Here is a 20,743-nt window from a genome sequence, read left to right as displayed (position 1 = left end):
CAGCATAGGCAGGATTCGCGCTCATTGCGAGGCACGAATCACGGAAAACAGATCACGAAACCGCCCCTGACCTGCAAGAACACCAAGTTTTGCCAAGGTTTGTGAGCGCGTTCACGCAGCTTATTCGGCACGCCTGCGACGGCTGGCCTGACGGGGGGCGTCGGCAAGTCCCAGACCGGCATCGAGTACGTCATGCGCCAGGGTCCCGCTACGCACCACTCCGCGCGCCTCCCACCCGGCACGGCAGTTGAAGCCCGGCCGTGCGGCTGGAGACAGCCGAAAGCCCCAGGACCGTGGGGGCTGGTCCTGGGGCTTTGGCATGGGGTTGCCTCAGCGTGTTCAACGAGCGCGCGTCCGGCGGGTTACGGACGCGGCCCCGGCGGTTTCACTCGGCTTCGGGGTGTGAGGGAGGAACCGGCCGGGTGTCGATGTCGAGGTAGGAGCGGCCGCCGGAGTACCCGGCCGGGGTGGTGCAGGTGAAGTACGCCGTCAGGACGGACAGCAGGCGCTCGGTCGTCTCGGCGTCGGCGGTGATCCTCACCTTGGCGGTGCCGGGCAGCGGGGCCGGGAACTCCCGGCGGTCGCCCATCAGCGGCCTGCCCGGCTCGCAGTGAGCTTCGCCAGTGCGGAGGGCCGCCCCTTGGGGGTGGCCCGCACGTCGTCCCAGTCGATGGCCGGGTGGGCGAGCAACACGTCCAGGTCGCCCTGGCGGAACAGCGCGACCGCCGGGGCCGCCTTCCTCGGCTGGTAGGAGCTGTGCACCCGGTGGACCTCGGTGAGCCAGCCCGCGCGCACCAGGTGCTCGACGTCGGCGGGCCGCACCCGCAGGTAGCCCGCCGCCGAGTCCTTGGTGTGCAGCCGGCCCGACGCCGCCGCGGCCGCCAGCGCCCGCCGGTCGGCGAACCGTTCCAGGGCACGGCCGTCGTACAGCGCGTTGCCCTTGTACTCGCCGCTGACCGGGATGATGTCCTTGCGCCCCAGCTCCATCACCGTCTCGGCGCTCACCTCGACGCCGAACCGCTCGGCGAGCAGCTCGGCAGCCCGCCACGCGCCGACATCGGGCAGCGTGCCGACCGCCGCGCGGATCTCCCCCAGGCGCTCCGCCGCGGCCGCCACCACCGCGGCCGACCAGCGTCCGCCGGCGACGTCGGACAGCGGAATCAACCCGTCGTCCAGCGCCCGCTGGAACTCCCATAACCGCAGACCCAGCCGGTCCGGGAACTGCTGCGGACCGAAATCCGCCGGTTCCTTCACCGATGCTCTCGCCATCGCCTCGCACCTCCGCCATGAGGGACAGCACCCTTGCCGCGCCGTCCAGCCACATCCCAAGGTAGCCACGCGCAACACCCACCGCAACGCACCTAAAGCCGTGTTGAGCTGTGTTGATGCGGCAAATCTAGCTAGATATAGCGCCACTATTCACGGCCATATCCGCTTCGCGGGAATGCGTTCACCGCCCGGCGACGCGGCCACCGCCGGGCACTCCCGTGCAGCTCTCCGCAGGCCAGGCGGGTTATCTAGCTAGACTCGGCACATGTCGAGGCAGTTCGTGGTGGCGCTGGAGCCCGAGGACTTCGAGGCCCTGGAGAAAGTGGCCACGTTGGCCCGGTCGGTGGAGCGGGCCTGGTTGAAAGAGGCCCGCGACAAGGAGGGGATTTCCTTCCTGCGAGGGAAGGCCGCCAGCCAGGCCCGCGCCCGAGTGCGGGCACGTCTCGCCGGGATGCGGCAGGCCGGGAAGTTGGCCGGCACCCGGGACTTGGTCCTGGCCCGCGCGATCCGCGCGGAGTTGAAGGCGCGCAAGATGCTCGGCGAGTACCCGCCGGTCCCTACTGAGCACGTCGGCGCTCCCGGCCGCCCGGTCGGCGCCGGGCCGCAGCACTACGGCCGCGGCGAGGAGGACCCGACCACCCTCACCGCACGCCTGGCCGTCCGGCTCCCCGACGATCTCGGCGAGCAGCTGGTGCGCGCGGTGCACTGGAAGAACGCCAGCGTGGTCGAGGCGCTGTGGGAGTGGCAGGAACGCTGGGGCGACGGCCCAGAAGTCGTCATGCGCGAGGCGTCACGCAACGGGATGGGCGGCTCGCTGCTCGCCTTCCTGGTGGCCAGCATGGCATCGCGGCCCGACCCCGACTCGATCCTGCAACGCGCCGAACTGCAGGCCCAGATCATCACCACGGGCGACATCATCAGGAGCGCGGTACACCGCCTGCTGTGACCTCCTGGACGCCGGCTATCGGGCGGAAGCGGGCGGACAGATAGGCGTCTTGACCTGTGAGAACGCCAGAGCTGAGCCGCCTCAAGCACACAGCAGAATCAACACGGTTCCCAATGCTTAAGCCCACCTGTTTACCCATGTGCATTCCCGTAGGAGTCCCCATAGGGATGCCCATGGGCATACTCGTGAGCTGACACGTGGTGCTGTCAACATGGGTGCCCACGGGACTCCCCGTGTGCGTCCCCGTGGGGCAGCACACGGCCTTGAGCACAGGAGAGGCAACATGCTGACCGACGACGCGGACATGCCGGTCATCGACCGGGAGAGCTTGTCGAGGGTGGTCACCTTCGGGAACGGCAAGGGCGGGGTGGGGAAGACCACCGTCGCATCGAACACCGCCGGGCTGGCGGCCGCGGACGACACGACCGTGCTGCTGATCGACCTCAACGGCCAGGGCAATGTCGGGCGGGAGCTGGGCTACCGCGAGGGGCCGCTCGACGACGACGGCCAGGCGCTGGCCGACGCAGTCGCGGAAGGCACGGCGTTGAGGCCGGTCAGCAGCGGCCGGCCGAACCTTGACGTGTGCGTGGGCGGAGCTGCGGTCGGGCATCTGCCATCGATACTGTCCAACCGCTACCAGTTCCAGGCCGAGCGCCAGGCCCTGATGCTCGCGGTGTCGTTGCAGCAGGTCGCAGGCAACTACGACCTGGTGGTCATCGACTCGCCGCCGGAGAATCCGCCCCTGCAGCAGCTCGCCCTCGCCGCAGCCCGCTGGCTGGTGGTGCCGGTGAAGTCCGACAAGGCGTCGATCGAGGACGGGCTCGGCGGGATCGCCAAGCAATTCGCCCTGGTGCGCAAGAAGGTCAACCCGGCCCTGGAGCTGCTCGGCGTGGTGCTGTTCGCCTCCGGCAGTTCCTCCACCGCCATCCGCAAGGACGTCCGGCGGGACGTGGAGAAGGTGCTCGGCGAGGGGGCGCCGATGTTCAGCGCCGTGATCAGGCACTCCGAGGCAGTCAGCCGGCAGGCGCGCGAGCGCGGTCTCCTGGTCCACGAGTTGGAGCAGGCCGCCGCCTCCAATCCGGCGTTCTGGCAGTTGCGGACCGGCGAGGCGTCACGCGAGCAGGTGGTGAGCACCACCTCCGCGTCGGTGGCCGAGGACTTGGCGGGCCTGACCCGGGAGATGTTCTCCCGGATCGCAGCACTGGAGACGAGCGCGTGAGCGGCTTGGGACCAGAACCCGCCGGGGAGACCGCTGATCTGTTCGGCCTCGGCGCAGGACGGGCTGCCGGCACCGGCAGTCTGCTGCCGCGCCGACCCGGCCGGAATCCCCAGCCTCCCGCCGACCAGGCGCGGCCACCTGCGCGGCCCGTTCCCCGACCAGCCGCCGAAACCGCGCCGAATCCCGGACCGCAGCGGGTCGTCGTCTACGTCTCGCAGAACGTGGCGGCCCGGCTGGAGCGCTACCGGCGGCGAGCCCGTGGCCGCACCAACACCACGGTGCTGCTCGCCGCTCTCAACGCCGCGGCGAAGACCGACACCGCCGCGCTGCTCGCCGCCGCCCGCATCATGCCGGACGACGCCGACCTCTTCCCGCCCGCCGAATCGCAGATCCGGTACCGCGGCGGAGGACCCGTGCAGGTCCAGGCCGCGCTCACCCCCGCTCAGCTTGAGGTCTTCGACCGCCTGGTGGCCGCCGCCGGAGCCGGAGACCGCACCAAGCTCGGCGCGGTGTCCCTCAACGCCTTCCTGCCCGGCCGCCGGGACTGACCGCCGGTCCATCGGCTCCCCGATCCTCGCCGACGCGCCGCCGGTGGAGGGTCGGCCCGGCGGCGCGACCTGGCGGGGGAGGGGAGAACGGACGAGCGCGTCCGCGCTCGGCACCCCCGGCCGCGGGTCTATGCGGGCCGCGCGTTCACCGGCGGCGCCCGAACCGGCCGCTGGCCGGCCTCCCGGCCGCCGCCGGGCGCGGCCCGCCCGCCTGCCGCAGCTCACTCGCGCCGCCCTGCCACGGGGGTCCGCTCGTATAGCTGCCGCCAACGGACGAGTAGCGCTGCGTAACCGGGGCTACGACGCCAAGTCGGCCGGGGCTGAGCCCCGCGACCTGCACCAATACTGTTGAGAACAAGCCGTGGGCCCGGTACTCGTATCGCTGCCGCCAGGGGGCATGTCCCCTGGCGGCAGCGATACGAGTACCGGGCCGCCACCGCGGGCCGCCGGAGCGCTGCGCCCCGCTCCGCAAGGTCCGTCCAGAGCCCCGCCGCGTCAGCGGCCACCGGTCGGTGGCACCGCGCGAGTGCCACCCAAAGGCGGGCGACGCGCCCCGGCACCGAGGTCGTCGGCCGGGCGCGGGCCACAGTGATCACACTGCGTAGATCATCGCGGGGGTTGTCGTCAGTCTGACAGGGTCGCAGGGTCGCACTTGTTCCCCGCATCTCTCGTCTTCTTCTCTCTTCTTCCTCATTCCAACAGAGAAGAGGGGGCAAAGTGCGACCCTGCGACCCTCCAAAGGCCACATAAGGGACACACAGCAGGTCAGTGGCAGGGTCGCACCGGCCGATCCGAGGGCCGCAAGTGCGACCCTGGGGCCGCAAAGTGCGACCCTAGGGCCGCTCTTTTTCGTGAAGTGCGACCCTGGGGCCGCAAAGTGCGACCCTGGCCGGTCGCAAGTGCGACCCTGGCCGGTCGCAAGTGCGACCCTGCCGAACGGGTGAAGCGACCCCGGCGGTGATCACGGGTGGTGATCGGCTGTCGGTGGCCGGCGGTAGGGTCGGCGGCCGGTCCAGGCAGCAGACGAGGGAGCAGCCGGTGAACGGCTTCACTGAGTGGTTAGGCAAGAACGTGCAGGCCAGGAACGCGGTAGGCGATCTGGCGAGGGACGCGGCGGCCGATCCCGACTGGCCCGCCGGTCCCGACGAACTGGAGACCTTCACCGAGCACCTGGAGGACGCCGGCGCCTCGCAGGCCGCGCTCGACACGCTCCACCAGGCGTGGGAGCTCTACCGCCGCGGCTGACCCCCGCCGACGCGCCCCGGCAGCAGGAAAACGCAGCCCACCGCCCCATCGCCGACCAGGCCAAGGGCCGGTGGGCTGCGGCTTTGCGGGAAATCTGGCTAGATAAGCCGCCTCTGAGCGGTGTCTTCTTCCGGGCATGCCGATGGCCCGCCGGAGTGCGGCGGGTCGGCATCCGTGGTGAACGGGTGTGGGCGGCTACGTCAGCAGCAGCTCCTGGACGTGCTCGGGTGCTGGCTGGTCCTGCGGGGCGGTGCGCGGGGTGTAGGTCATGGTCAGGGTCTTGACGCCGTTGGTCTTGTTGCGGGTGATGTCCAGACCGAGCTTGTCGAGGTCGGAGGCGACGCGGTTGATCCGGCCGGACAGGGCGCCGGCGGTGCGTGGCCACTTGTCCGGGATGTTGCCGGGCATCTCGGTGGTGAGCTGGTCGAGCAGCTCGGCCGCGGTGCCCTCCCACACCGCCTTGCCGTCGACCAGGGTCTTGGTCTTCATCATCGTCAGCAGCTTGGAGGCGACCTGGTTGGACTCGACGACCTCTTCGGCCAGCTCGGTGCGCTGGCTGAGGTAGTCGGTCAGGATGCTGGAGGAGTGGCCGCTGACCTGGTCGAGCGCGGCCATGATCAGGCCGTAGTCGGCCATGCGGGGCAGCGGGATCTCCCCGCGGTCGGCCTTCTCGCGGACCTCGCCGAGCTTGGACAGGGTTGCGACGATGAGGTCCAGGAGCGCGCCGAGGATGCGCGGCTGGGCTTCGTCGTACGCCTCCCACAGCGCGGTCTCGGTGCGGCGCTGGGTGATCCGGTGCAGGTGGACCGGGATCATGCGGTCGGCCAGGTCGCCGCGCAGGGTGCCGACGTCGATGCCGTTGACGATCAGCACCCGGCGGAACTCCTGCACGGTGACGTCGGAGTCGGAGTACAGGGTGCGCTTGACGTTGGCGTCGCCGGTCGCGGCCCGGCACATCGCGTCCGACAGCCACTCCGGGATGCGGCTGAGGTTGTCCAGGCCGACCACCCAGGAGCCGACCGCCGCGGTCGCCCAGTCGTCCGGGTCCTTCGGCGTGGACCGCGCCGGCGCCGCCGACGGGTCGAGGAGCTTGACCAGCATCTTGGTCGCGGTCGACTTCGCGGTGCCCTGCTCGCCGGAGACGAACAGCAGCGGGTGCGGGATGTCGGGCACCATGCCCGCGACCAGCCACGAGATCAGCAGCGGCCACGACTCATCGGTGCAGTTGAGCAGCCCGCGCAGCTCCCGCAGGTGCCCGCCGCCCTCGGGCAGCGGCAACGGCTGGGTGAGCTGCGAGCGGCGGAACAGCGGCTGCTCGCGGGTGGGCTGCCCCACCGTCCACCCCTTGGTGGTCACGGTGACGACCAGGCCGTCCGCCCGGCCGAGGTCGAGCACGAACCCGTCCTCGGCGCGCTTGCCCAACGGCGCGACCCGCAGGTGCAGCGAAACCGGGTCTTCGGCCTGCGCCCGCCCCTCGATGGCCAGCATCGCGTCGGCCAGCGCCGAGCTGGACGCGGCCTTGCCGTGCAGGCCGTAGTACATCCGGGCCAGCTCCGCCCGCAGCGAGATCCGCCCGCCCCGCAGCAACCGCGCGATCCGCGGCCCGTCCTTGGGAACCGCGTACAGGTCGCCGGAGTCGGAGTTGCCGAACTCGTACCGCTGGTCGGCCATGGCGATGAGCTGATCGGCGATCGACGGACCCCGGCCACCGCCCTCGCCCTTCGCCGGGGCGGCCCGCTGCGGCGGGACCGGCTTGTCCCTGGTCGCCCTCCACTCCCGGAACGCCGCCAGTTCGTCGGGGTTCATCGCCTCCATCTGCTCACGCAGCTTGGCGGCCTTGGCCTGCTCTTTCTGGTACGCCGCGAAGTCGTCCTCGGGTGTGCTCACGCGGCACCGCCGGTCCGGCGGACCGCAGCGGTGCCCATCCGGCGCGGCCGAGCGATGCCCGCCGTCATCCCCGAGCGCAGCGTCTTGGCGACCTCTACCGGGGACCGCTCGCCGAGCCCGCAGGCGTCGGCGGCCGCGGTCAGCATCTCCTCGGCGACCGCCTGGTCGAGCAGGCCGGCGCCGACCAGCTGGCCCGCGCGGTAGGCCGCGAGGTTCAGCCGGTCGTTCCGGCCGCCCTCGCCGGTGGCCGCCAGGTCGTCGTGCTCGGACCGCAGGATGCCGTACGCCCACCGCTGCTCGCGGGTGCCCTGCCGGGTCAGCTCCCGCAGCCGGGTGACGACCTCCGCCCGCCGCGGCGCCCGCCCCGTTTTGGGTGGCTCGGCCGAGCTGGTGAGCAGGGTCAGTAGCCAGCCGGGCAGCACCGCCGGATCGGTGAGGCTGCCCTCCAGGGTGTAGCGGCGGCCGTCGACGACCGACCCGATCCCGACGACGTAGCCGCCGGCGGCCCGGGTGTCGATGCAGAAGCCGAGCCGTCGCGCGCTGTTCCGCAGCGCGGAACCGGCCGGAGCCCGGTAGATCAGGTGGCGGCCGCCGCTCGCGGTGACCACGGTCAGCGTCGGTGTGATCCGGGCACCGGGGGTACGGGCTGCCAGCGCCTGCAGCATCGTCGCGCCGTCGACGACGCCCGCTTCACCGGAGACCTCGCCGTCGTGCGGCAGGTCGAGGTCGACCGCGACCAGGCCAGATGGCCCACAGGCCACGCCGATGTTGAACGGAGCGCGGCCCCAGGTGCGCTCGATCAGGGCCGGGTCGCGGGTCGCCCGCGCCTCCCAGCCGTCCCACCGAGGTTCCTTGCCGCCGACCAGCAGCGGGTGCACGTACATGCCCCGCTCGGCGTAGTGCAGAGCGCTGGCGAGCAGTGCTGTGCGTTGTGAAGTAGGTCTCCCGCCGTCCCGCGAGGCGGGATGTGGCGGGAGCGGGGCACTTTCTCGTACTCTCATAGGAGAGCGGACCTCCAAGCAGTCGCTCGAACGTGGCCGGGTGACGAGTCCGGCGTTTGTGACCGATAGGCGCCCCTGCCAGGGCGCCTTTTCGGTGTTTAGGGGCCAATCCTGCTACTGGGCCAACGAGGTTGGCCACCCCGTTCAGCTCAGGGGGACGCCGAAGCGGAGGACCCAGCCAGGTCCGGGGCGGTGAACGGTGACCTCTACGGCTCGGTGATCCGCCGTGTAGCCGACGTGGACGATCTGGAGGAGGGAGGTTCCGACCTCCACGCCGAACGCCTCGGCTTCGACGGCGGTGGCGGCGTACTGGGTGACTTCCTCGATCACCTCGGTCTGCTCGAAACCGGCCTCCGCCATGCGGCTGATGATGCCGCCGAGACCGGGGTCAGGGTTGTCAATCGACGCTGCCTCAGCCACATCCAGCGGGATGAAGGAGTCAGCGAGCTGCACGAGCTTGTCGCCGTTGTACATGTGGCGAGCACGAATGACCGTCTCTTCGGTCGTGGCGATGTCGAGCAACCCGGCGACGTTGCTAGGCGCGACCCCGCGCCGGACCTCGGTTTCCACACGAGGCGAGCCCCCCAGACGCCGAATCTCCGTCTCGAAGGCACCGCGGCTCTCGCCTGCCTCGCGTCGAGCCTTGTAGTAGCGCTCACTTGCGTCGCGGACGATGGCGTTGTTGCTGGTCAAGGGAGGTTCCTCTCAGGTTTCGGGTTGGTCAATAGGCCACTCGTAGCTGAGTGACCACAGGGTGACGGGTAGGACGTGCAGGCAGACCTCAACGGCCCGACCTGCGGCTGTGATCCCAACGTGAGTGATCTCGAAGACGGACCTGGTGGCGGGGATGCCCAGTGCCTTGGCCTCTTCTTTCGAGGGCGGCCTGACGTCGACCGATTCGCGGATGCGGACCTGCGGGTGGCCGGCCTCTGCGAGTCGAGACTTGCTGCCTCCGTCGCCAGTGTCTTGTTGTTCGAGCTGGGTGCCGAAGGCGATGTCTCCAGGGAAGTACGAGGTTGCGACCTGGACGACCGTGTCATCAGCTCGCATGGTGCGTGCTCTGACCAGGGCTTTGGCTGAGTGGTGCATCCCCAGGATCTGGGCGACGCGGCTCGGCGGACGCTCGCGGCTGATCACGGTGTCGGAGTTCGGGCTCATGCCCAGTCGAGCGATCTCGCCCGCGAAGGCTCCCCTGGCTCCGCCCTCTTCTCGCGCAGCCTTGATGTACCGCCCTGTGCCGTCGCGGTGGATCTTCCCCAGGATCGGGGAGACGAAGGTCCCTTTGCCCTTGCGCGAGACGATCAGACCCTCGTCTTCCAGGACCTTGTAGACATCGCGGGCCGTCTGGAACGCGACGCCCTCAGCGTCCTGGAGATCCCGGACATGAGGCAGCGCGGACCCGGGCGGATACACGCCCTGTCGGATCTTTTCTCGCAGGTCAGCGGCTAGCCGCTGAACCTTTGAGCCCTTGCTGTCCTCCACTTGCCCTCCTTGTCCGGCGATCAGGCTACCCAGTGTGGCAGAACTAGTTCTACTTGGACAGTCGGTGGAGTGGATCATCTCCGCGTGTCGTCCTGCGAATCCCAGAACTAGTTCTATTGACATCGGCTCCGGAGAGTGTCTTAATCGTCACGTCGCCCTCAGAACTAGTTCTGACGAGGGCGGCGAATTACCCGTGACGTCCCGCGTCCCGGGCATCGCTATGCCGAAAACGGCCCCGGGTTGCACCCCGGGGCCGCCGAGGGGCCGTCACCAGTGGAAGGAGACACGACCCCGATGCCTGACATTACCGACGCGCAGGGCGATCGTCTGTCGCACCTGTTCGAGCTGTACAACGACCGCCTGGTGAGAACGCTTCGTGCCCGGTTGGGTCGCTACCACTGGCACTTGGCCGAGGACATCGCGGCGGCCACCTGGCTGCGCGTGGTCCAGAAGATCGGTGAGGTTCCCGCCGGCGACAAGCAGGCGTTCGACTGGCTGTCGAGGCTGGCGTGGTCCGAGCAGTCCAGCCACTTCCGGCTGGCCCGCGAGGTGCCCACGGACTTCTCCGGCCGCGGCGCCTACAAGCTCCCGATGACCGCGGCCGCCGAGGACATCGCGCTGGCCCGCGTCACCCAGCTCGTGCCCGCCGCCGACGCGGCTCCGGCCCCGGTGGCGGTGGCGGCATGAACGACTTCCTGAACCGGGCACGTGCCACCACCCGCACGCAGCGCCGTATCGCGCTCGCCGCGCTGGTCGGCCTGCTGCTGCTGGCCCCGGCGCTCCCGGTCGCCGTCGCTGTCGTGGTCACCACCGTCACGGTCTGGGCTGCCGCTCAGCCGCTGCTGGTCGGCATGGGCCTGGGTGCGTACGTGCTGCACCGGCGCCGGAAGGTCGGTGCCTGATGTCGGTCACCGAGCTGCGCCCCGAGGGCGAGACGTACGCGGAGGGTCTGGCGAAGGCGTCGCTGCTGGAGGCCGAGGCGGAGGCGGCCCGGATCAAGAACCGGGCCGAGGCCGCCCGCCAGGAGCTGCTGCAGGAGAAGGCCGCGGCCCGCGCGCAGAAGGAGATTGAAGCCGAACTGGCGGAGGCTGCGGACGCCCGCCGGCGCCGGGATGAGGCGGCCAGCGAAGAGGCGGCCGCCAAGGCGCGGGCAGCGGCGAGCGCGGCCACCTGGCGCAAGGCGGCGCTGAGCATCGCGGTCGTGTGCGTGCTGGTCTCGCTCCCGCTCCAGGTGATGGCGTTCTACTCGCCGAAGGCGCCGTTCCTGGTCGTCGCGCCGCTGGTGATCGAGGGCATCGCGTGGGCGCTGCTGGCCGGCGCGCAGGCCGCGATCGACGAGGACCGCCCGGCGTGGCTCTACCGGCTGCTCGCCGGATGCGGCGCGCTGTTCGCTGCGTCGGTGAACCTGCTGCACGGCATGTCCGCCTACGGGTTGGCGACCGGGCTCGGCGGCGCGTTCTGCTCGCTGGCCGGTCCGCTGATCTGGGACCTGCACGAGCACGGTCGTCTGGCTAAGAAGGAGGGCCGACTCCCGCGCAAGGTCCGCCGGGCCGAGGCCCGCGCCGCGCGCGACGAAGCCCGCCGGGTGACCGCGGTCAACGCGGCCCGGGCGAACGAGGACACCAAGGTCTGGGAGCGGGCGGTCTACCTCGCGGCAGCGCTCGGCGAGGTCGCCCCGAAGCGGTCGCGGCTGCGCCGCCGGATCGTCGGCGAGGTCGTTCCGAGCGAGCGCACGTACAAGCGCGCCTGGGACGAAATCCACGGCGCGGAGACCGGCACGACGGCCGAGACGATCGCTGCCCGCAGGGCCGCCCGGCACGCCGTGCGGGTCGCCTCGAACAGCCCGCTGAGCAAGACCGAAAAAGACGCAAATGCGCAGGTCGATTCCCAAATGGACCCCCCCGCCGGGACGGCCCCCAAGGCGCCCCGCAAGAGCGGTGAAGACGGCCGCAGGCGCAACGGCGGAACCCCTCCCCGCAGGGTGCCCGGCGACGTCCAGTACAGCCCCGTGGCCCGCCGCCAGATGAGCGCTGCGGCCAAGGCCGCCAAGGCGGCTGAGACGGCCGAGGAGGTGAGTCCGTCGTGACGGAAGAGCAGGAAGCCGAGATGCACCGCCGACTCGCCGAGGTCAACAAGCGCAGCGAGAACGGCAGCGGCAAGTAGCAGGCCGCAATCCCCTCAGACACCGCACCACAGCCATTCCCCCAGCTCCACTCACCCCTGGAAGGGACCACCGTGAACAGCACCGTCCGCACCATCGTCGTCTCCGCCGCCACCGTCGGAATCCTGGGCCTGGCCGGCACTGCCACGGCGGCCGACCTCACGACCGACGCGCACCACCAGGCCGTCGCCGCCGTCGCCGACACCACGGTGTCCGCGCAGCAGGCCGCCGCCGTCCAGCCGATCGCCCCCGCGACCTACACCAACACCCCGCAGCAGGCCACCGTGCAGTCCGCCCCCGCCATCGCGGCGGGCACGACCGGTGTGATCATCCTCGGCTTCCTGGTCTGGTACGCGGCCAAGCACCACGGCCAGAAGTGGATCTGGCTGATCGTCTCCTTCTCGCTCGGCGTCTCGCTGTCCACCAGCGTCCTGGGTGGCCTGTCCACCTCCCTGGTCAACTCCGGCGTCACCGCCGTGTCGAACGTGGCCAGCGGCATCGCGGGCTGACCGAGCACCCCGCGGCGGTCCCGGCCGGGGCCGCCGCCCCCGCCCCACCCGACTTGGAGGCATCCCATGGCACTCGACACCACGCAGCCCGTACCGCCGCCGCCGCTCCACCCGCCGGCGCCGGTCACCCTGACCCCGGTCCCCGACGCCCCGGCCGACCCCAGCACGCAGGCGGAGGCCCCCGAGGGCTGGTGGGTCCAGGCCGTCGCGCGGATGAGCACCGGCTACGCCCGGCTCCAGGCCGCCGGCGCCGCCTGGCTGATGGTCTCGGAGATGGACGACATCGAGGTCGCGCTCAACGAGGTCGCCGTCGACCGCGACCGCCGCAACGAGAAGGCCATCGGCGAGCAGCAGCGCGACCTGCGCAAGCTCCGCCGGGCCATCACCGAGGAGGCCGACGAAGGCGACGCCACCGACGCCGCCCGGCTCGGCATCGCGCTCGGGTCGGTCGCGCAGGCCGGGCCGGAGCTGGTCGCCGACGCGATCACCCGCCGCGACATCCAGCGCCTGCGCTGGCGCCGCCGCATGACCCGCATCGGCATCGTCCTGGCCGCCGGATACGGCGCGCTCACCTTGGACTTCCACACACCGGTGATGCTGCCGCTGGAGCTGCTGGCCGCGCTCGTCACGGTCTGGGTCGCGGGCAAGCCCGCCGAGGACAACGACGACCAGGAGCAGCCCGCCGCCGGCGACGCCGACACCACCGCCGTACCCGGCCCGCGCGGCGAGGAGCCGGCCGAAAAGCCGCTGCCGCCGTTCTTCGCGTCCGTCGACCTGGTCAAGCGTGACGAGCACCGGGTGCGCGGCGAATTGGACCTGGTCACCGCATTCGCCAAGGCCGGAATCATCGCCGACAAGGAAATCCCCGAGACGCACACGGTCGGCGGCCTGCGCGAAGACGGCCCCGGCTGGACCGCCACGGTCGAACTGCCGCGCGGCGTCAAGGCGTCCGTGGCCACCTCCCGCGTCGAGGAACTGGCGTCCGCGCTGCGCATCAAGAAGCAGCGGATCGAGCTGACCCACGACGCGGGCGAGGACGGGCACGAGGGCCGGGTCCGACTGTGGGTCGCCAACTCCGACTCCCCCTACGGCAAGACCAAGACCAAGTCCGTGCTGGTCGACGCCCCGCAGTGGGACTTCTGGAACCAGGGCGTGCCGCTCGGCGCCGACGCGCGCCTGGCCCGGCAGGTCATGCACCTGCTGTGGAACTCGCTGATGGTCGGCGGCTTGATGGGCTACGGCAAGAGCTACTTCGCCCGCCTGGTCGCGGCGGCCGCCGCGCTGGACCCCACGGTCCGCATCATCGTGGTCACGGGCAAGACCGGCCCGGACTGGGCACCGCTCAAGCACATCGCCCACCGCTACATCGCGGGCGCCACCCCGGACATCATCCGCGAGGTCCTGGCGGTGATGGAGGGCACCATCGCCGAGATGCAGGACCGCGGCACCGTGCTGGAGGAGCTGTACGAGACCGACCCGGACAAGGCACCCGAGGGGAAGATCACCCAGGAGCTGGCCGCTGACGGCATGGGTCCGGTGCTCCTGGTCGTCGACGAGCTGCAGGAGCTGCTGGACGGCGCCGCCCTGGTCCGCGTCGCCGTCGACGACGAGAACGCCGACCCCGACAAGCCCGGCCGCACCCCGACCCGGTCCGGCAAGGACGTGCTGGTCGAGAGCTTCGCCCGCTACGTCCGCGTGACCAGGTTTGTGGGCGGGATGGGCGTGTTCATCACCCAGCGCCCGGACGCCAACAGCGTGCCGACCGCGCTGCGCGAGGTCTGCGCCAAGCGCGCGAGCTGCCGGGTCAAGGGCGACCGCAGCGCCAAGATGGTCCTCGGCGACGACGCGGTGGCCGGCGGCGCCGCGCCGCACATGCTCACCGAGGACAGCAAGGGCGTCGTCGTGCTGGACCAGGGCGGCGAGGAAGGCCACGTCACGCTCAAGGCCGACGTCATCGACCTGCCCGACTTCAAAGACATCTGCCTGCGCGGCCGGGAGCTGCGCATCGCGGCCGGGACGCTCACCGGCGACGCCACCACCCACGGGCACGTCGACCCGGCCGTCACCGCTGCGCGGAACCTGCTGGACGACGCGATCGGCGTGCTCGACGGCGCCGGCGTCGACCGCGCCCGCACCGACCGGCTGGTCGAACTGCTCACCACCGCGATCCCGGCCCGCTACGACGGCCTGACCGCAGCCCAGCTCCAGGCCCGGCTGCGCGACGCCGGGGCCGGCACCACGCGCAAGCTCGGCGCCATAGACGGCATGGCCAACCCCAACGGCTACACCCGCGAGCAGCTCGCGGAGGCCCGCGCCAGCCACGGCAAATAGGGGCATCTCACCCGGTCGCTGACCCGGTCACCCCCTAGTCAGCGCCCGGATTGTCCCGGTACGTCGCCCGGTCGCCACGCGGTCCACCCGGTGGGCACGACCACCCGCGACCACTCCCGGACCACCCGTCAAACCAGGTCAAACCCGGCACGAACCGGGGGGTGACCACCTCCCGGACCACCCCGCGAATCACCACAAAGAGGAGACACGCCCATGGCCAGCAAGACCGGCTTCCCCGCCAACTGGACCCCGACCGGCACCGCCTGGAGGACCGCCTCCGGCCAGCTCGTGCAGATCTACCGCCAGGGCACCGGCGGCTGGGGCTGGGGCTGCGGCGGGTGCCTGGACAACGGCGACTACAGCCTCAGCGGCGAGAAGGACCCGCAGATGTTGGGCGGGGCTCAGGCCCACGCCAACGGCTGCTCCGCGATCCAGGTCTGACGGCCCCCTGTCCGGCACGGCGGCCGCCACCGCCGTGCCGGGCGGAGGACCGGACAGCCCGCCCGGCCCGACCACCCACCAGGAGGACTCGTGTCCCGCACCCGCTCCCTCGGAGCTGCCGCCTACCGGCGGCTGATCGAAGCCGTCCCGGCCGTCGCGGTCGACGCCCTCGACCGGCCGCTCACCGACGCCAAGGCCCGCCGCGCCAACGCCAAGGACGCGAAGAAGGCCGCCATCTGGGCCATGGGAATCAAGGTCCCGAGCAAGTGGTACGCGGTCGACGGCACCCACTGCTTCTACTACTTCCGCCGCCGCAAGCTCGACATCGAGCTGGTCGGCTACCCGGGCATCGCCCGCGTGGCCATCACCGTGCACGGCACGACCGCCTCGCAGGCGTACTACCGGCACGGCGGCCAGCTCACCGACGTCCGCCCCGCCGGGTGGCAGTCGATCACGACGATCTCCGGGATCAACTACGGCGGCTACGGCGACGGCCCGTTGAAGGCCTGCGGCTGGGAGTCGAACGAGGACCTCGACTTCGACGTCGACGCGGTCGACCGCATCCGCGCGCAGCAGCAGGGGCCGTTCATCACCGGCAGCCTCCACGACTACGCCGAGCAGGTCATCCGCGCCACGTCGGGCGTGTGACATGGCCTGGCAGATCGAGCACCTGACGTTCCCGCGCTCGGAGACCGACATCACCGACTGGGCTGTCGAGCTGCACCTGGTGATGCCGGAGTGGGACTGGAAGACCGTGGCGCCGCTGTTCGACTGCGCCGGCGCCTTCACCATCCCGGCCGACGAGGCGGGACGGATGGCGGAGGTCCTGCAGGAGGCGGCGTGCAGCCCGCGCATGTACCCGTCGATAGTCCGGCTCACCGAGGACATCGCGGCCGCCGCGAAGCAGGCCGCCGTGCTCGGCAAGCCCTGGCGATGGTCCTGATCAACCCCAACACCCGTGACCAGGAAGGACACCCACCCATGGGATGGAACTACGACCACGCGCCGTACGGCGAGAGGGTCCACCTCTCGGCGCTGCAGCTCGACAACCTGAGCAAGCAGGTCGCGCACGTGGTGAGCAGCAAGGACTGGCGCATCGTGCTGCCGCTGTTCGACCAGGTCCAGCGCGCGGACGGCCCGTTCGAGATCACCCCGCGCGAGGCCGGGCCGATCGCCAACGTCCTCAAGCTCGCGGCATGCAGCCCGCGGATGACCGAGGGCTGGGACACGGTCGCGCACCGGCTCGCCGACGCCGCCGACAGTGCGGCCAAGAACCGCGAGCCCTGGCACTGGTCCTAGATCCGACCGGGGCGCCCCCTCCGCCGGCCAGCTTCCGGGGCGCCCCACCCGCCAACCGACCCATCAGCAGACGACTCGGAGGCACTCCCGAGATGAACACAGCCACCCACGACAGGGCAAGCCGCAGTACCGCAGAGGAGCTGAACGCGCTGCTCGGTGACGCGGCCGTCGACGGCCTGGCGGTCGAGCTGGTCGCCGACATCGAGCACTACCTCGCCGCCCGCACCCGGGCCACCGCCCACCCGCTGGTCACCGCCACCACGGATGAGCTGGTGCGGGACGCGCTGGCGAGCCTGCCCGCCCCGACCGGTCGCAGCGCGCGCCCGGAGAACGGCGCGGTCCTGCCCGGCGGGATCTGGCGGATCCTCCCGGACCGGCTGCTGTCCCTGCACCCGGCCCGCCGCGGCGAGGGAGTCCAGCGCTTGCGGATCAGCGTCGCGGAGCACCTGGAGCTGACCGCGCTGGTCCTGGAGAAGTGGGGCTGGGCCAAGACCCCCAGCCACTGGCGGACCCCGGGCGGCCGCCGCTGCATCCTCGGCGCGCAGGCCGTGATCTTCCGGCTCGGCTACGGCACCGAGGACACCGCGGCCGCCGCCGGCGTGCAGATCCAGAACGTGCTGGCCGCCCGCGGCATCCGCGAGCCGTACCACCAGTGGAACGACGCGCGGCACGTCTCCCGCGACCAGGTCCTGCGCGTCGTCCGCGACGCCGCCCACGCCGCCCGCCGCTGACCAGGAGAAACACATGAGCCTGACCATCATCAGCTTCGGCTACCTGCACGGCGAACCGCCCGCCGCCGACATCACCCAGGACATGCGCCCGTACCGCGACCCGCACGTCAACCCCGAGATGCGGCAGCTCACCGGCCGCGACCAGGACGTCATCCTCACCGTCCTGAACACCCCCGGCGTCATGGACGTCATCGCCGACCTGGTCGCCAAGGCCGGTGAGCCCAGCGGCCCCCGGACCATCGCGGTCGGCTGCGCCGGCGGCCGCCACCGCTCGGTGGTCGTCGCCGACATCGTGACCCGCAGCCTGCAGCACATGGGACGGCAGGTCACCGTCACCCACCGGGACATCGACCTGCCGGTGGTGAACCGCTGATGGCCGCCACGTACGAGGAAGCCCTCGCGGCCGCCAAGAAGGCCGGCACCGCCAGGGCGGACGACGCGCCGCTGATGGCCTCGTTCTGCGCCGGTCCGCTCCAGACGCTGGTCGGCGCGGTCGCGCCGAAGCTCGTCTGGGAGGGCGCGCAGCGCAAGGGCATGACCACCGCCGAGCTGGCCGCGCTGTGCAACGCCGACCCGGCCGCCGTCTCCGAGCTGATGTGGGAGGAGGCGTGAGTCTCTACGGCGACGAACAGCGGGTCTTCGCGCACTGCCGCAAGGCCCCGGGCCTGATCAGTGACGGAGCGGCCCGCGTCATCGGGTCCTGGTGGATGGACGGCCCGCTCGGCCAGTCGTTCGCGTCCACCGGCGCGGTCGAGGCCGGGCTGTGGGATGAGCTGACCGACCGCGGCCGCATCCTCGGCCAGGTCAACGACAACCACCGCCTGGCCCTGGAGAAGCTGCGCGACTACCTCGCCCGCCACGCCGGCCGCGGCCCGGTGGCGGACTGGGTGGAGGTGTGGCTGTGACCGGCTACAACGTCCGTTGGACCGACGTCATCACCGGCGACCACCGCGTCACCAAGGTCTATCTGATGAACGCGGGCACGGCCGACCTCTTCGCCCCGATCATCGCGGCCGCCGCTTTGGGTGGCATCCGTGACGAAGGCCGCGTGCACATCGACTCCTACGAGGCCACCGACGAGGTGAGCGGCTGATGGCCCGCACCTGGAAGGGCGCGAGGACCTTCGGCGACATGTGCGACCTGATGGCGCTCTGGCTGGAAGGCCGGATCCGCACCCGGCCCGCCTACCTCGCCCGCCGTCCCGAGCCGGAGACCACCGAGCTGATCACCACGCTGGCGGCCGCCAACCGCGCCGGATTCCTCACCGACGACTCCCAGCCGGGCCGGATCGGTCTGCACGGCCGCCAGCGCCCGGCGGTGACCGGCTTCGTCCACGACACCGCGTTCCTGCGGCGGCTGGTGTTCGAGGCCCGGTCCGCCGGCCTGACCGTGGTCACCGCCGGCACCGGTACCACCACCGCACCGGCGCCCGCCCGGGTCACCGTCACCGAGGTCAAGGGCGAGCCCTTCACCTGGTACGGAGCCCGGGTCGGCCGGGACGACCTGCTCTACCTCTGGCAAGGGCTGAGCCTGCCTGCCGCCGGCGTGCTGTGCACCGCCGAGCAGGTCGCCATCATCGACCCGGTGTTCGGCCCCGGCCAGCGGCTGTGGAACGTGCTGGACCGGGTCAGCGGGAGGCGGGCGGCATGAAGCTCACCGACCTCCACTTCCACGCGGCCGAACTCGTCTCCAGCACCCAGTTCGGCTCCCGGCCGATGCTGCAGCGCCGACTGCGCATCGGCGCGGGGCTGGCCGAACAGATCCTGATCGACCTCGCCGAGCACGGCATCGTCGGCTGCTCGCGGCACTCCCAGCACCGCGACGTGCTGGTCACCGACCCGCAGCGCGCCCACGCGATCCTCACCGACGCGCAGAAGGCGGGGCGGTGACCATGCCGCTGCACCCGAAGAAGTGCGTCTCGATCGAGTGCGACGTCGACGGCCGCTGCCTGCAGGACGACGACGGCGCCGAGTTCCGCCTCGACGGGCTGGAAGAGGCCGTCATCGTCGCCCGCTCCTACGGCTGGTCGGTACTGGCCGGCGGCACCGTCGTGCTCTGCGACACCCGCGACGCCGCCCACCAGGCCGGGTTCGACGCGCTGCTGCCGACGCTGCAGATCACCGGGCAGGTCGCCATCGACGGGGAGGTCAGTCCGTGACCGCCTATTCCGTGACCTGGACCGACTCGGCCACCTGCACCCAGACCACCTCGGTGGTCACCCTGCCCGACACCACCGCCGACACCGACGTGCCCGCCGCCCTGGCGGTCGCCCTGCTGGAGCGGGTCCGCCCCGGCGTCCGGGTGCGCGTCGACCACCACGAAGTCCAGCGCGTCCCCCCGCAGACCACCCGCGAACGCCGCCAGTTCATGGACGTCAACGGCTGGTAGCCGCCCGGCCGGGGCCGCCACCACGGCGGCCCCGGCCCCGCACCGGACCCGAGAGGAATCCCAGCGATGGCCCGCATCACCGCCACCATCAGGCCGCTTCACGACGACGGATCGGTCTGCGCCCACAAGGTCACCAGCACCGGCAAGCCCGCAGACGCGGACTCCGGATGCACCGGCCGCACCCAGTACGGCGCCGCCTGCAGCGCGGACACCTGGACCTTCACCAGCTCCACCAAGGCCGAGGTCGCCTACGTCCGCGACAGGCACCTGCGGCAGCACGCCGCCCCCCGCGCCGGCGGCACGCAGCAGCAGTGACCACCTCCACGGACGCGCCGCTGACCACCATCCCCACCTACCGCTACCGCGAGGCCCCCGACGGGCTGAAGACCTACAACCAGCTCAAGGCCCTCGGACTTCGCCCGGGAGGCCACCCCGTGGTCGCGCAGCTGGAGTGGCGCTCCAAGCTCGCCCGTGGCGAGGTCCGCCGGGCCTACCTGTACGACGTGAGCCTGGCCAAGCCGGTCCGCCCGATGACCCCCGCGAAGTGGCGCGCGATAGAAGCCGCCCTGCGCGCACAGCGCATCTGCCCCGCCTGCGGCGAAGACCGCGGCTACCGCATCTCGCCGAACCTCGGCGTGTGCACCCCCTGCTTCGACAACTAGGAGGTCAGCATGACCACCCAGCTCTCCCAGTTCATCGCCAAGTACGGCCCCGACCTGGGACGCCACCTCGAACTCGACGGCCTCGCCGCCATGGAGCCCGAGGCGTTCACCGAGGAACTCGCCATCGTCGCCCACGTGTGGGCACGCCACGGCGACGACCGTCTCCGCGAGGGCGCCGAGGAACTCGCCGCGGCCGTCACCTACCTCCGCGACGCGCAGCCCCTGCCGGACAGCGACCCGGAAAAGAGCACGCTCCTGGGCCGCGCCGGCGACCGCCTGGTCAACATCGACGCCTACCTGTAGCCCCTTCACCGAAGCGGCTGAGCGTCGCTTCCCCTTCCTGGGAGGATGCCCATATGGCAGACAAGCCCCCCGAATCCCAGACGACCCAGCGACCCGCCGTCGCCGGCGAGCTGTGCACCTGCGGTCGGCAGGCCGTGACCGTTTTCCTGTCCGAGCAGTGGGGCGAGGTCGGGTACTGCGGAGTGGAGGGATCGGCGTCCAACCCGGTGGTCCCCTGCCCCTGGTGCGGAGCGACCGTGCCGCACACCGCGTCGTGGGGCGACCCGCAGAAGTGCCCCGAATACCGGCTGCGCCCCTGAGCCGCCCGGCGGCCGCCGCCCC

General features: G+C 71.4%; 32 protein-coding genes. 26 read left to right on the top strand and 6 right to left on the bottom strand.

All coding sequences use genetic code 11. From position 1 onward, the window contains the following. Positions 1 to 385: 385 nt before the first annotated feature. Both ACH4SE_RS35955 and ACH4SE_RS35950 read right to left on the bottom strand, forming a co-directional pair. Positions 386 to 589 carry a hypothetical protein gene (locus ACH4SE_RS35955; RefSeq protein ID WP_398547789.1) on the bottom strand — a complete coding sequence of 68 codons (204 nt, stop codon included), beginning with the start codon at positions 587 to 589 and terminating at the stop codon, positions 386 to 388. Then, positions 589 to 1,269 carry a hypothetical protein gene (locus ACH4SE_RS35950; RefSeq protein ID WP_398547788.1) on the bottom strand — a complete coding sequence of 227 codons (681 nt, stop codon included), beginning with the start codon at positions 1,267 to 1,269 and terminating at the stop codon, positions 589 to 591. Before ACH4SE_RS35950 ends, ACH4SE_RS35955 begins: the two co-directional genes overlap by 1 nt. A 265-nt stretch (positions 1,270 to 1,534) precedes the next feature. Between ACH4SE_RS35950 and ACH4SE_RS35945 the strand changes: the two genes are divergently transcribed. From ACH4SE_RS35945 to ACH4SE_RS35930, 4 genes are all read left to right on the top strand, one after another. After that, positions 1,535 to 2,215: a hypothetical protein gene (locus tag ACH4SE_RS35945; protein WP_398547787.1), complete on the top strand. Its 681-nt coding sequence runs from the start codon at positions 1,535 to 1,537 to the stop codon at positions 2,213 to 2,215. Between the two features lie 283 nt (positions 2,216 to 2,498). Next, positions 2,499 to 3,434: a ParA family protein gene (locus ACH4SE_RS35940; RefSeq protein ID WP_398547786.1), complete on the top strand. Its 936-nt coding sequence runs from the start codon at positions 2,499 to 2,501 to the stop codon at positions 3,432 to 3,434. Next, positions 3,431 to 3,982, top strand: a complete 552-nt coding sequence (locus ACH4SE_RS35935; RefSeq protein ID WP_398547785.1) for a hypothetical protein — start codon at positions 3,431 to 3,433, stop codon at positions 3,980 to 3,982. Before ACH4SE_RS35940 ends, ACH4SE_RS35935 begins: the two co-directional genes overlap by 4 nt. Before the next feature lie 1,038 nt (positions 3,983 to 5,020). Then, complete coding sequence (locus tag ACH4SE_RS35930; RefSeq protein ID WP_398547784.1) at positions 5,021 to 5,227, top strand: YozE family protein; 207 nt, start codon at positions 5,021 to 5,023, stop codon at positions 5,225 to 5,227. 195 nt (positions 5,228 to 5,422) lie between these two features. On the opposite strand, the gene ACH4SE_RS35925 is transcribed toward ACH4SE_RS35930, so the two are convergent. From ACH4SE_RS35925 to ACH4SE_RS35910, 4 genes are all read right to left on the bottom strand, one after another. Continuing rightward, positions 5,423 to 7,114, bottom strand: a complete 1,692-nt coding sequence (locus ACH4SE_RS35925; RefSeq protein WP_398547783.1) for an ATP-binding protein — start codon at positions 7,112 to 7,114, stop codon at positions 5,423 to 5,425. Beyond that, positions 7,111 to 8,115, bottom strand: a complete 1,005-nt coding sequence (locus ACH4SE_RS35920) for a bifunctional DNA primase/polymerase (protein ID WP_398547782.1) — start codon at positions 8,113 to 8,115, stop codon at positions 7,111 to 7,113. The genes ACH4SE_RS35925 and ACH4SE_RS35920 overlap by 4 nt, the downstream gene beginning before the upstream one ends. Positions 8,116 to 8,259: 144 nt before the next feature. Further along, complete coding sequence (locus ACH4SE_RS35915) at positions 8,260 to 8,808, bottom strand: UTRA domain-containing protein (RefSeq protein WP_398547781.1); 549 nt, start codon at positions 8,806 to 8,808, stop codon at positions 8,260 to 8,262. 12 nt (positions 8,809 to 8,820) lie between these two features. Next, positions 8,821 to 9,597 carry a GntR family transcriptional regulator gene (locus ACH4SE_RS35910; RefSeq protein ID WP_398547780.1) on the bottom strand — a complete coding sequence of 259 codons (777 nt, stop codon included), beginning with the start codon at positions 9,595 to 9,597 and terminating at the stop codon, positions 8,821 to 8,823. Positions 9,598 to 9,891: 294 nt separating this feature from the next. On the opposite strand from ACH4SE_RS35910, the gene ACH4SE_RS35905 reads away from it, so the two are divergent. The 22 genes from ACH4SE_RS35905 to ACH4SE_RS35800 all read left to right on the top strand — a co-directional run bounded on the left by ACH4SE_RS35905 (position 9,892) and on the right by ACH4SE_RS35800 (position 20,721). Then, a complete protein-coding gene (locus ACH4SE_RS35905; protein ID WP_398547779.1) occupies positions 9,892 to 10,284 on the top strand; it encodes a hypothetical protein in 393 nt (130 codons plus the stop codon). After that, entirely contained in the window at positions 10,281 to 10,499 is a 219-nt protein-coding gene (locus tag ACH4SE_RS35900) for a hypothetical protein (protein WP_398547778.1), read from the top strand. Before ACH4SE_RS35905 ends, ACH4SE_RS35900 begins: the two co-directional genes overlap by 4 nt. Further along, positions 10,499 to 11,683, top strand: coding sequence for a hypothetical protein (locus tag ACH4SE_RS35895; RefSeq protein ID WP_398547777.1), 1,185 nt, complete (start codon positions 10,499 to 10,501; stop codon positions 11,681 to 11,683). Before ACH4SE_RS35900 ends, ACH4SE_RS35895 begins: the two co-directional genes overlap by 1 nt. Positions 11,684 to 11,832: 149 nt before the next feature. Continuing rightward, positions 11,833 to 12,267, top strand: coding sequence for a hypothetical protein (locus tag ACH4SE_RS35890; RefSeq protein WP_398547776.1), 435 nt, complete (start codon positions 11,833 to 11,835; stop codon positions 12,265 to 12,267). 66 nt (positions 12,268 to 12,333) lie between these two features. Then, positions 12,334 to 14,598, top strand: a complete 2,265-nt coding sequence (locus ACH4SE_RS35885) for a hypothetical protein (RefSeq protein ID WP_398547775.1) — start codon at positions 12,334 to 12,336, stop codon at positions 14,596 to 14,598. 213 nt (positions 14,599 to 14,811) lie between these two features. Then, complete coding sequence (locus ACH4SE_RS35880; protein ID WP_398547774.1) at positions 14,812 to 15,039, top strand: hypothetical protein; 228 nt, start codon at positions 14,812 to 14,814, stop codon at positions 15,037 to 15,039. 90 nt (positions 15,040 to 15,129) lie between these two features. Beyond that, positions 15,130 to 15,687 carry a hypothetical protein gene (locus ACH4SE_RS35875; protein WP_398547773.1) on the top strand — a complete coding sequence of 186 codons (558 nt, stop codon included), beginning with the start codon at positions 15,130 to 15,132 and terminating at the stop codon, positions 15,685 to 15,687. Position 15,688: 1 nt separating this feature from the next. Next, positions 15,689 to 15,982 (top strand): hypothetical protein, encoded by a 294-nt coding sequence (locus ACH4SE_RS35870; protein ID WP_398547772.1) that lies wholly within the window; start codon positions 15,689 to 15,691, stop codon positions 15,980 to 15,982. 38 nt (positions 15,983 to 16,020) lie between these two features. Continuing rightward, complete coding sequence (locus ACH4SE_RS35865; RefSeq protein WP_398547771.1) at positions 16,021 to 16,338, top strand: hypothetical protein; 318 nt, start codon at positions 16,021 to 16,023, stop codon at positions 16,336 to 16,338. A 92-nt stretch (positions 16,339 to 16,430) separates the two neighbouring features. Beyond that, on the top strand, positions 16,431 to 17,069 hold the full coding sequence (locus ACH4SE_RS35860; RefSeq protein WP_398547770.1) for a hypothetical protein: 639 nt from the start codon (positions 16,431 to 16,433) through the stop codon (positions 17,067 to 17,069). Between the two features lie 13 nt (positions 17,070 to 17,082). After that, positions 17,083 to 17,442, top strand: a complete 360-nt coding sequence (locus ACH4SE_RS35855) for an ATPase (RefSeq protein WP_398547769.1) — start codon at positions 17,083 to 17,085, stop codon at positions 17,440 to 17,442. Beyond that, complete coding sequence (locus tag ACH4SE_RS35850) at positions 17,442 to 17,681, top strand: hypothetical protein (protein ID WP_398547768.1); 240 nt, start codon at positions 17,442 to 17,444, stop codon at positions 17,679 to 17,681. Before ACH4SE_RS35855 ends, ACH4SE_RS35850 begins: the two co-directional genes overlap by 1 nt. Continuing rightward, positions 17,678 to 17,974, top strand: a complete 297-nt coding sequence (locus ACH4SE_RS35845; RefSeq protein ID WP_398547767.1) for a hypothetical protein — start codon at positions 17,678 to 17,680, stop codon at positions 17,972 to 17,974. The genes ACH4SE_RS35850 and ACH4SE_RS35845 overlap by 4 nt, the downstream gene beginning before the upstream one ends. Then, positions 17,971 to 18,162 (top strand): hypothetical protein, encoded by a 192-nt coding sequence (locus tag ACH4SE_RS35840; protein ID WP_398547766.1) that lies wholly within the window; start codon positions 17,971 to 17,973, stop codon positions 18,160 to 18,162. Before ACH4SE_RS35845 ends, ACH4SE_RS35840 begins: the two co-directional genes overlap by 4 nt. Then, a complete protein-coding gene (locus tag ACH4SE_RS35835; protein ID WP_398547765.1) occupies positions 18,162 to 18,719 on the top strand; it encodes a DUF6919 domain-containing protein in 558 nt (185 codons plus the stop codon). The genes ACH4SE_RS35840 and ACH4SE_RS35835 overlap by 1 nt, the downstream gene beginning before the upstream one ends. Further along, a complete protein-coding gene (locus ACH4SE_RS35830; protein ID WP_398547764.1) occupies positions 18,716 to 18,958 on the top strand; it encodes a DNA translocase FtsK in 243 nt (80 codons plus the stop codon). Before ACH4SE_RS35835 ends, ACH4SE_RS35830 begins: the two co-directional genes overlap by 4 nt. Further along, positions 18,955 to 19,227: a hypothetical protein gene (locus tag ACH4SE_RS35825; protein ID WP_398547763.1), complete on the top strand. Its 273-nt coding sequence runs from the start codon at positions 18,955 to 18,957 to the stop codon at positions 19,225 to 19,227. The genes ACH4SE_RS35830 and ACH4SE_RS35825 overlap by 4 nt, the downstream gene beginning before the upstream one ends. After that, complete coding sequence (locus ACH4SE_RS35820; RefSeq protein ID WP_398547762.1) at positions 19,224 to 19,457, top strand: hypothetical protein; 234 nt, start codon at positions 19,224 to 19,226, stop codon at positions 19,455 to 19,457. The genes ACH4SE_RS35825 and ACH4SE_RS35820 overlap by 4 nt, the downstream gene beginning before the upstream one ends. A gap of 66 nt (positions 19,458 to 19,523) precedes the next feature. Further along, positions 19,524 to 19,772 carry a hypothetical protein gene (locus tag ACH4SE_RS35815; protein WP_398547761.1) on the top strand — a complete coding sequence of 83 codons (249 nt, stop codon included), beginning with the start codon at positions 19,524 to 19,526 and terminating at the stop codon, positions 19,770 to 19,772. After that, the gene (locus tag ACH4SE_RS35810) at positions 19,769 to 20,119 is read left to right on the top strand and encodes an RRQRL motif-containing zinc-binding protein (RefSeq protein ID WP_398547760.1); all 351 of its coding nucleotides are present in this window, start codon (positions 19,769 to 19,771) and stop codon (positions 20,117 to 20,119) included. The genes ACH4SE_RS35815 and ACH4SE_RS35810 overlap by 4 nt, the downstream gene beginning before the upstream one ends. A gap of 9 nt (positions 20,120 to 20,128) precedes the next feature. Then, entirely contained in the window at positions 20,129 to 20,422 is a 294-nt protein-coding gene (locus ACH4SE_RS35805; protein ID WP_398547759.1) for a hypothetical protein, read from the top strand. 53 nt (positions 20,423 to 20,475) lie between these two features. Further along, positions 20,476 to 20,721 (top strand): hypothetical protein, encoded by a 246-nt coding sequence (locus ACH4SE_RS35800; protein ID WP_398547758.1) that lies wholly within the window; start codon positions 20,476 to 20,478, stop codon positions 20,719 to 20,721. Positions 20,722 to 20,743: the final 22 nt, after the last annotated feature.

This window comes from Streptomyces sp. NPDC020983, assembly GCF_044333485.1.
GTDB lineage: Bacteria > Actinomycetota > Actinomycetes > Streptomycetales > Streptomycetaceae > Actinacidiphila.
Note: the sequence above shows the minus strand (reverse complement) of the source record. Positions and strands in the feature narration are given on the sequence as shown.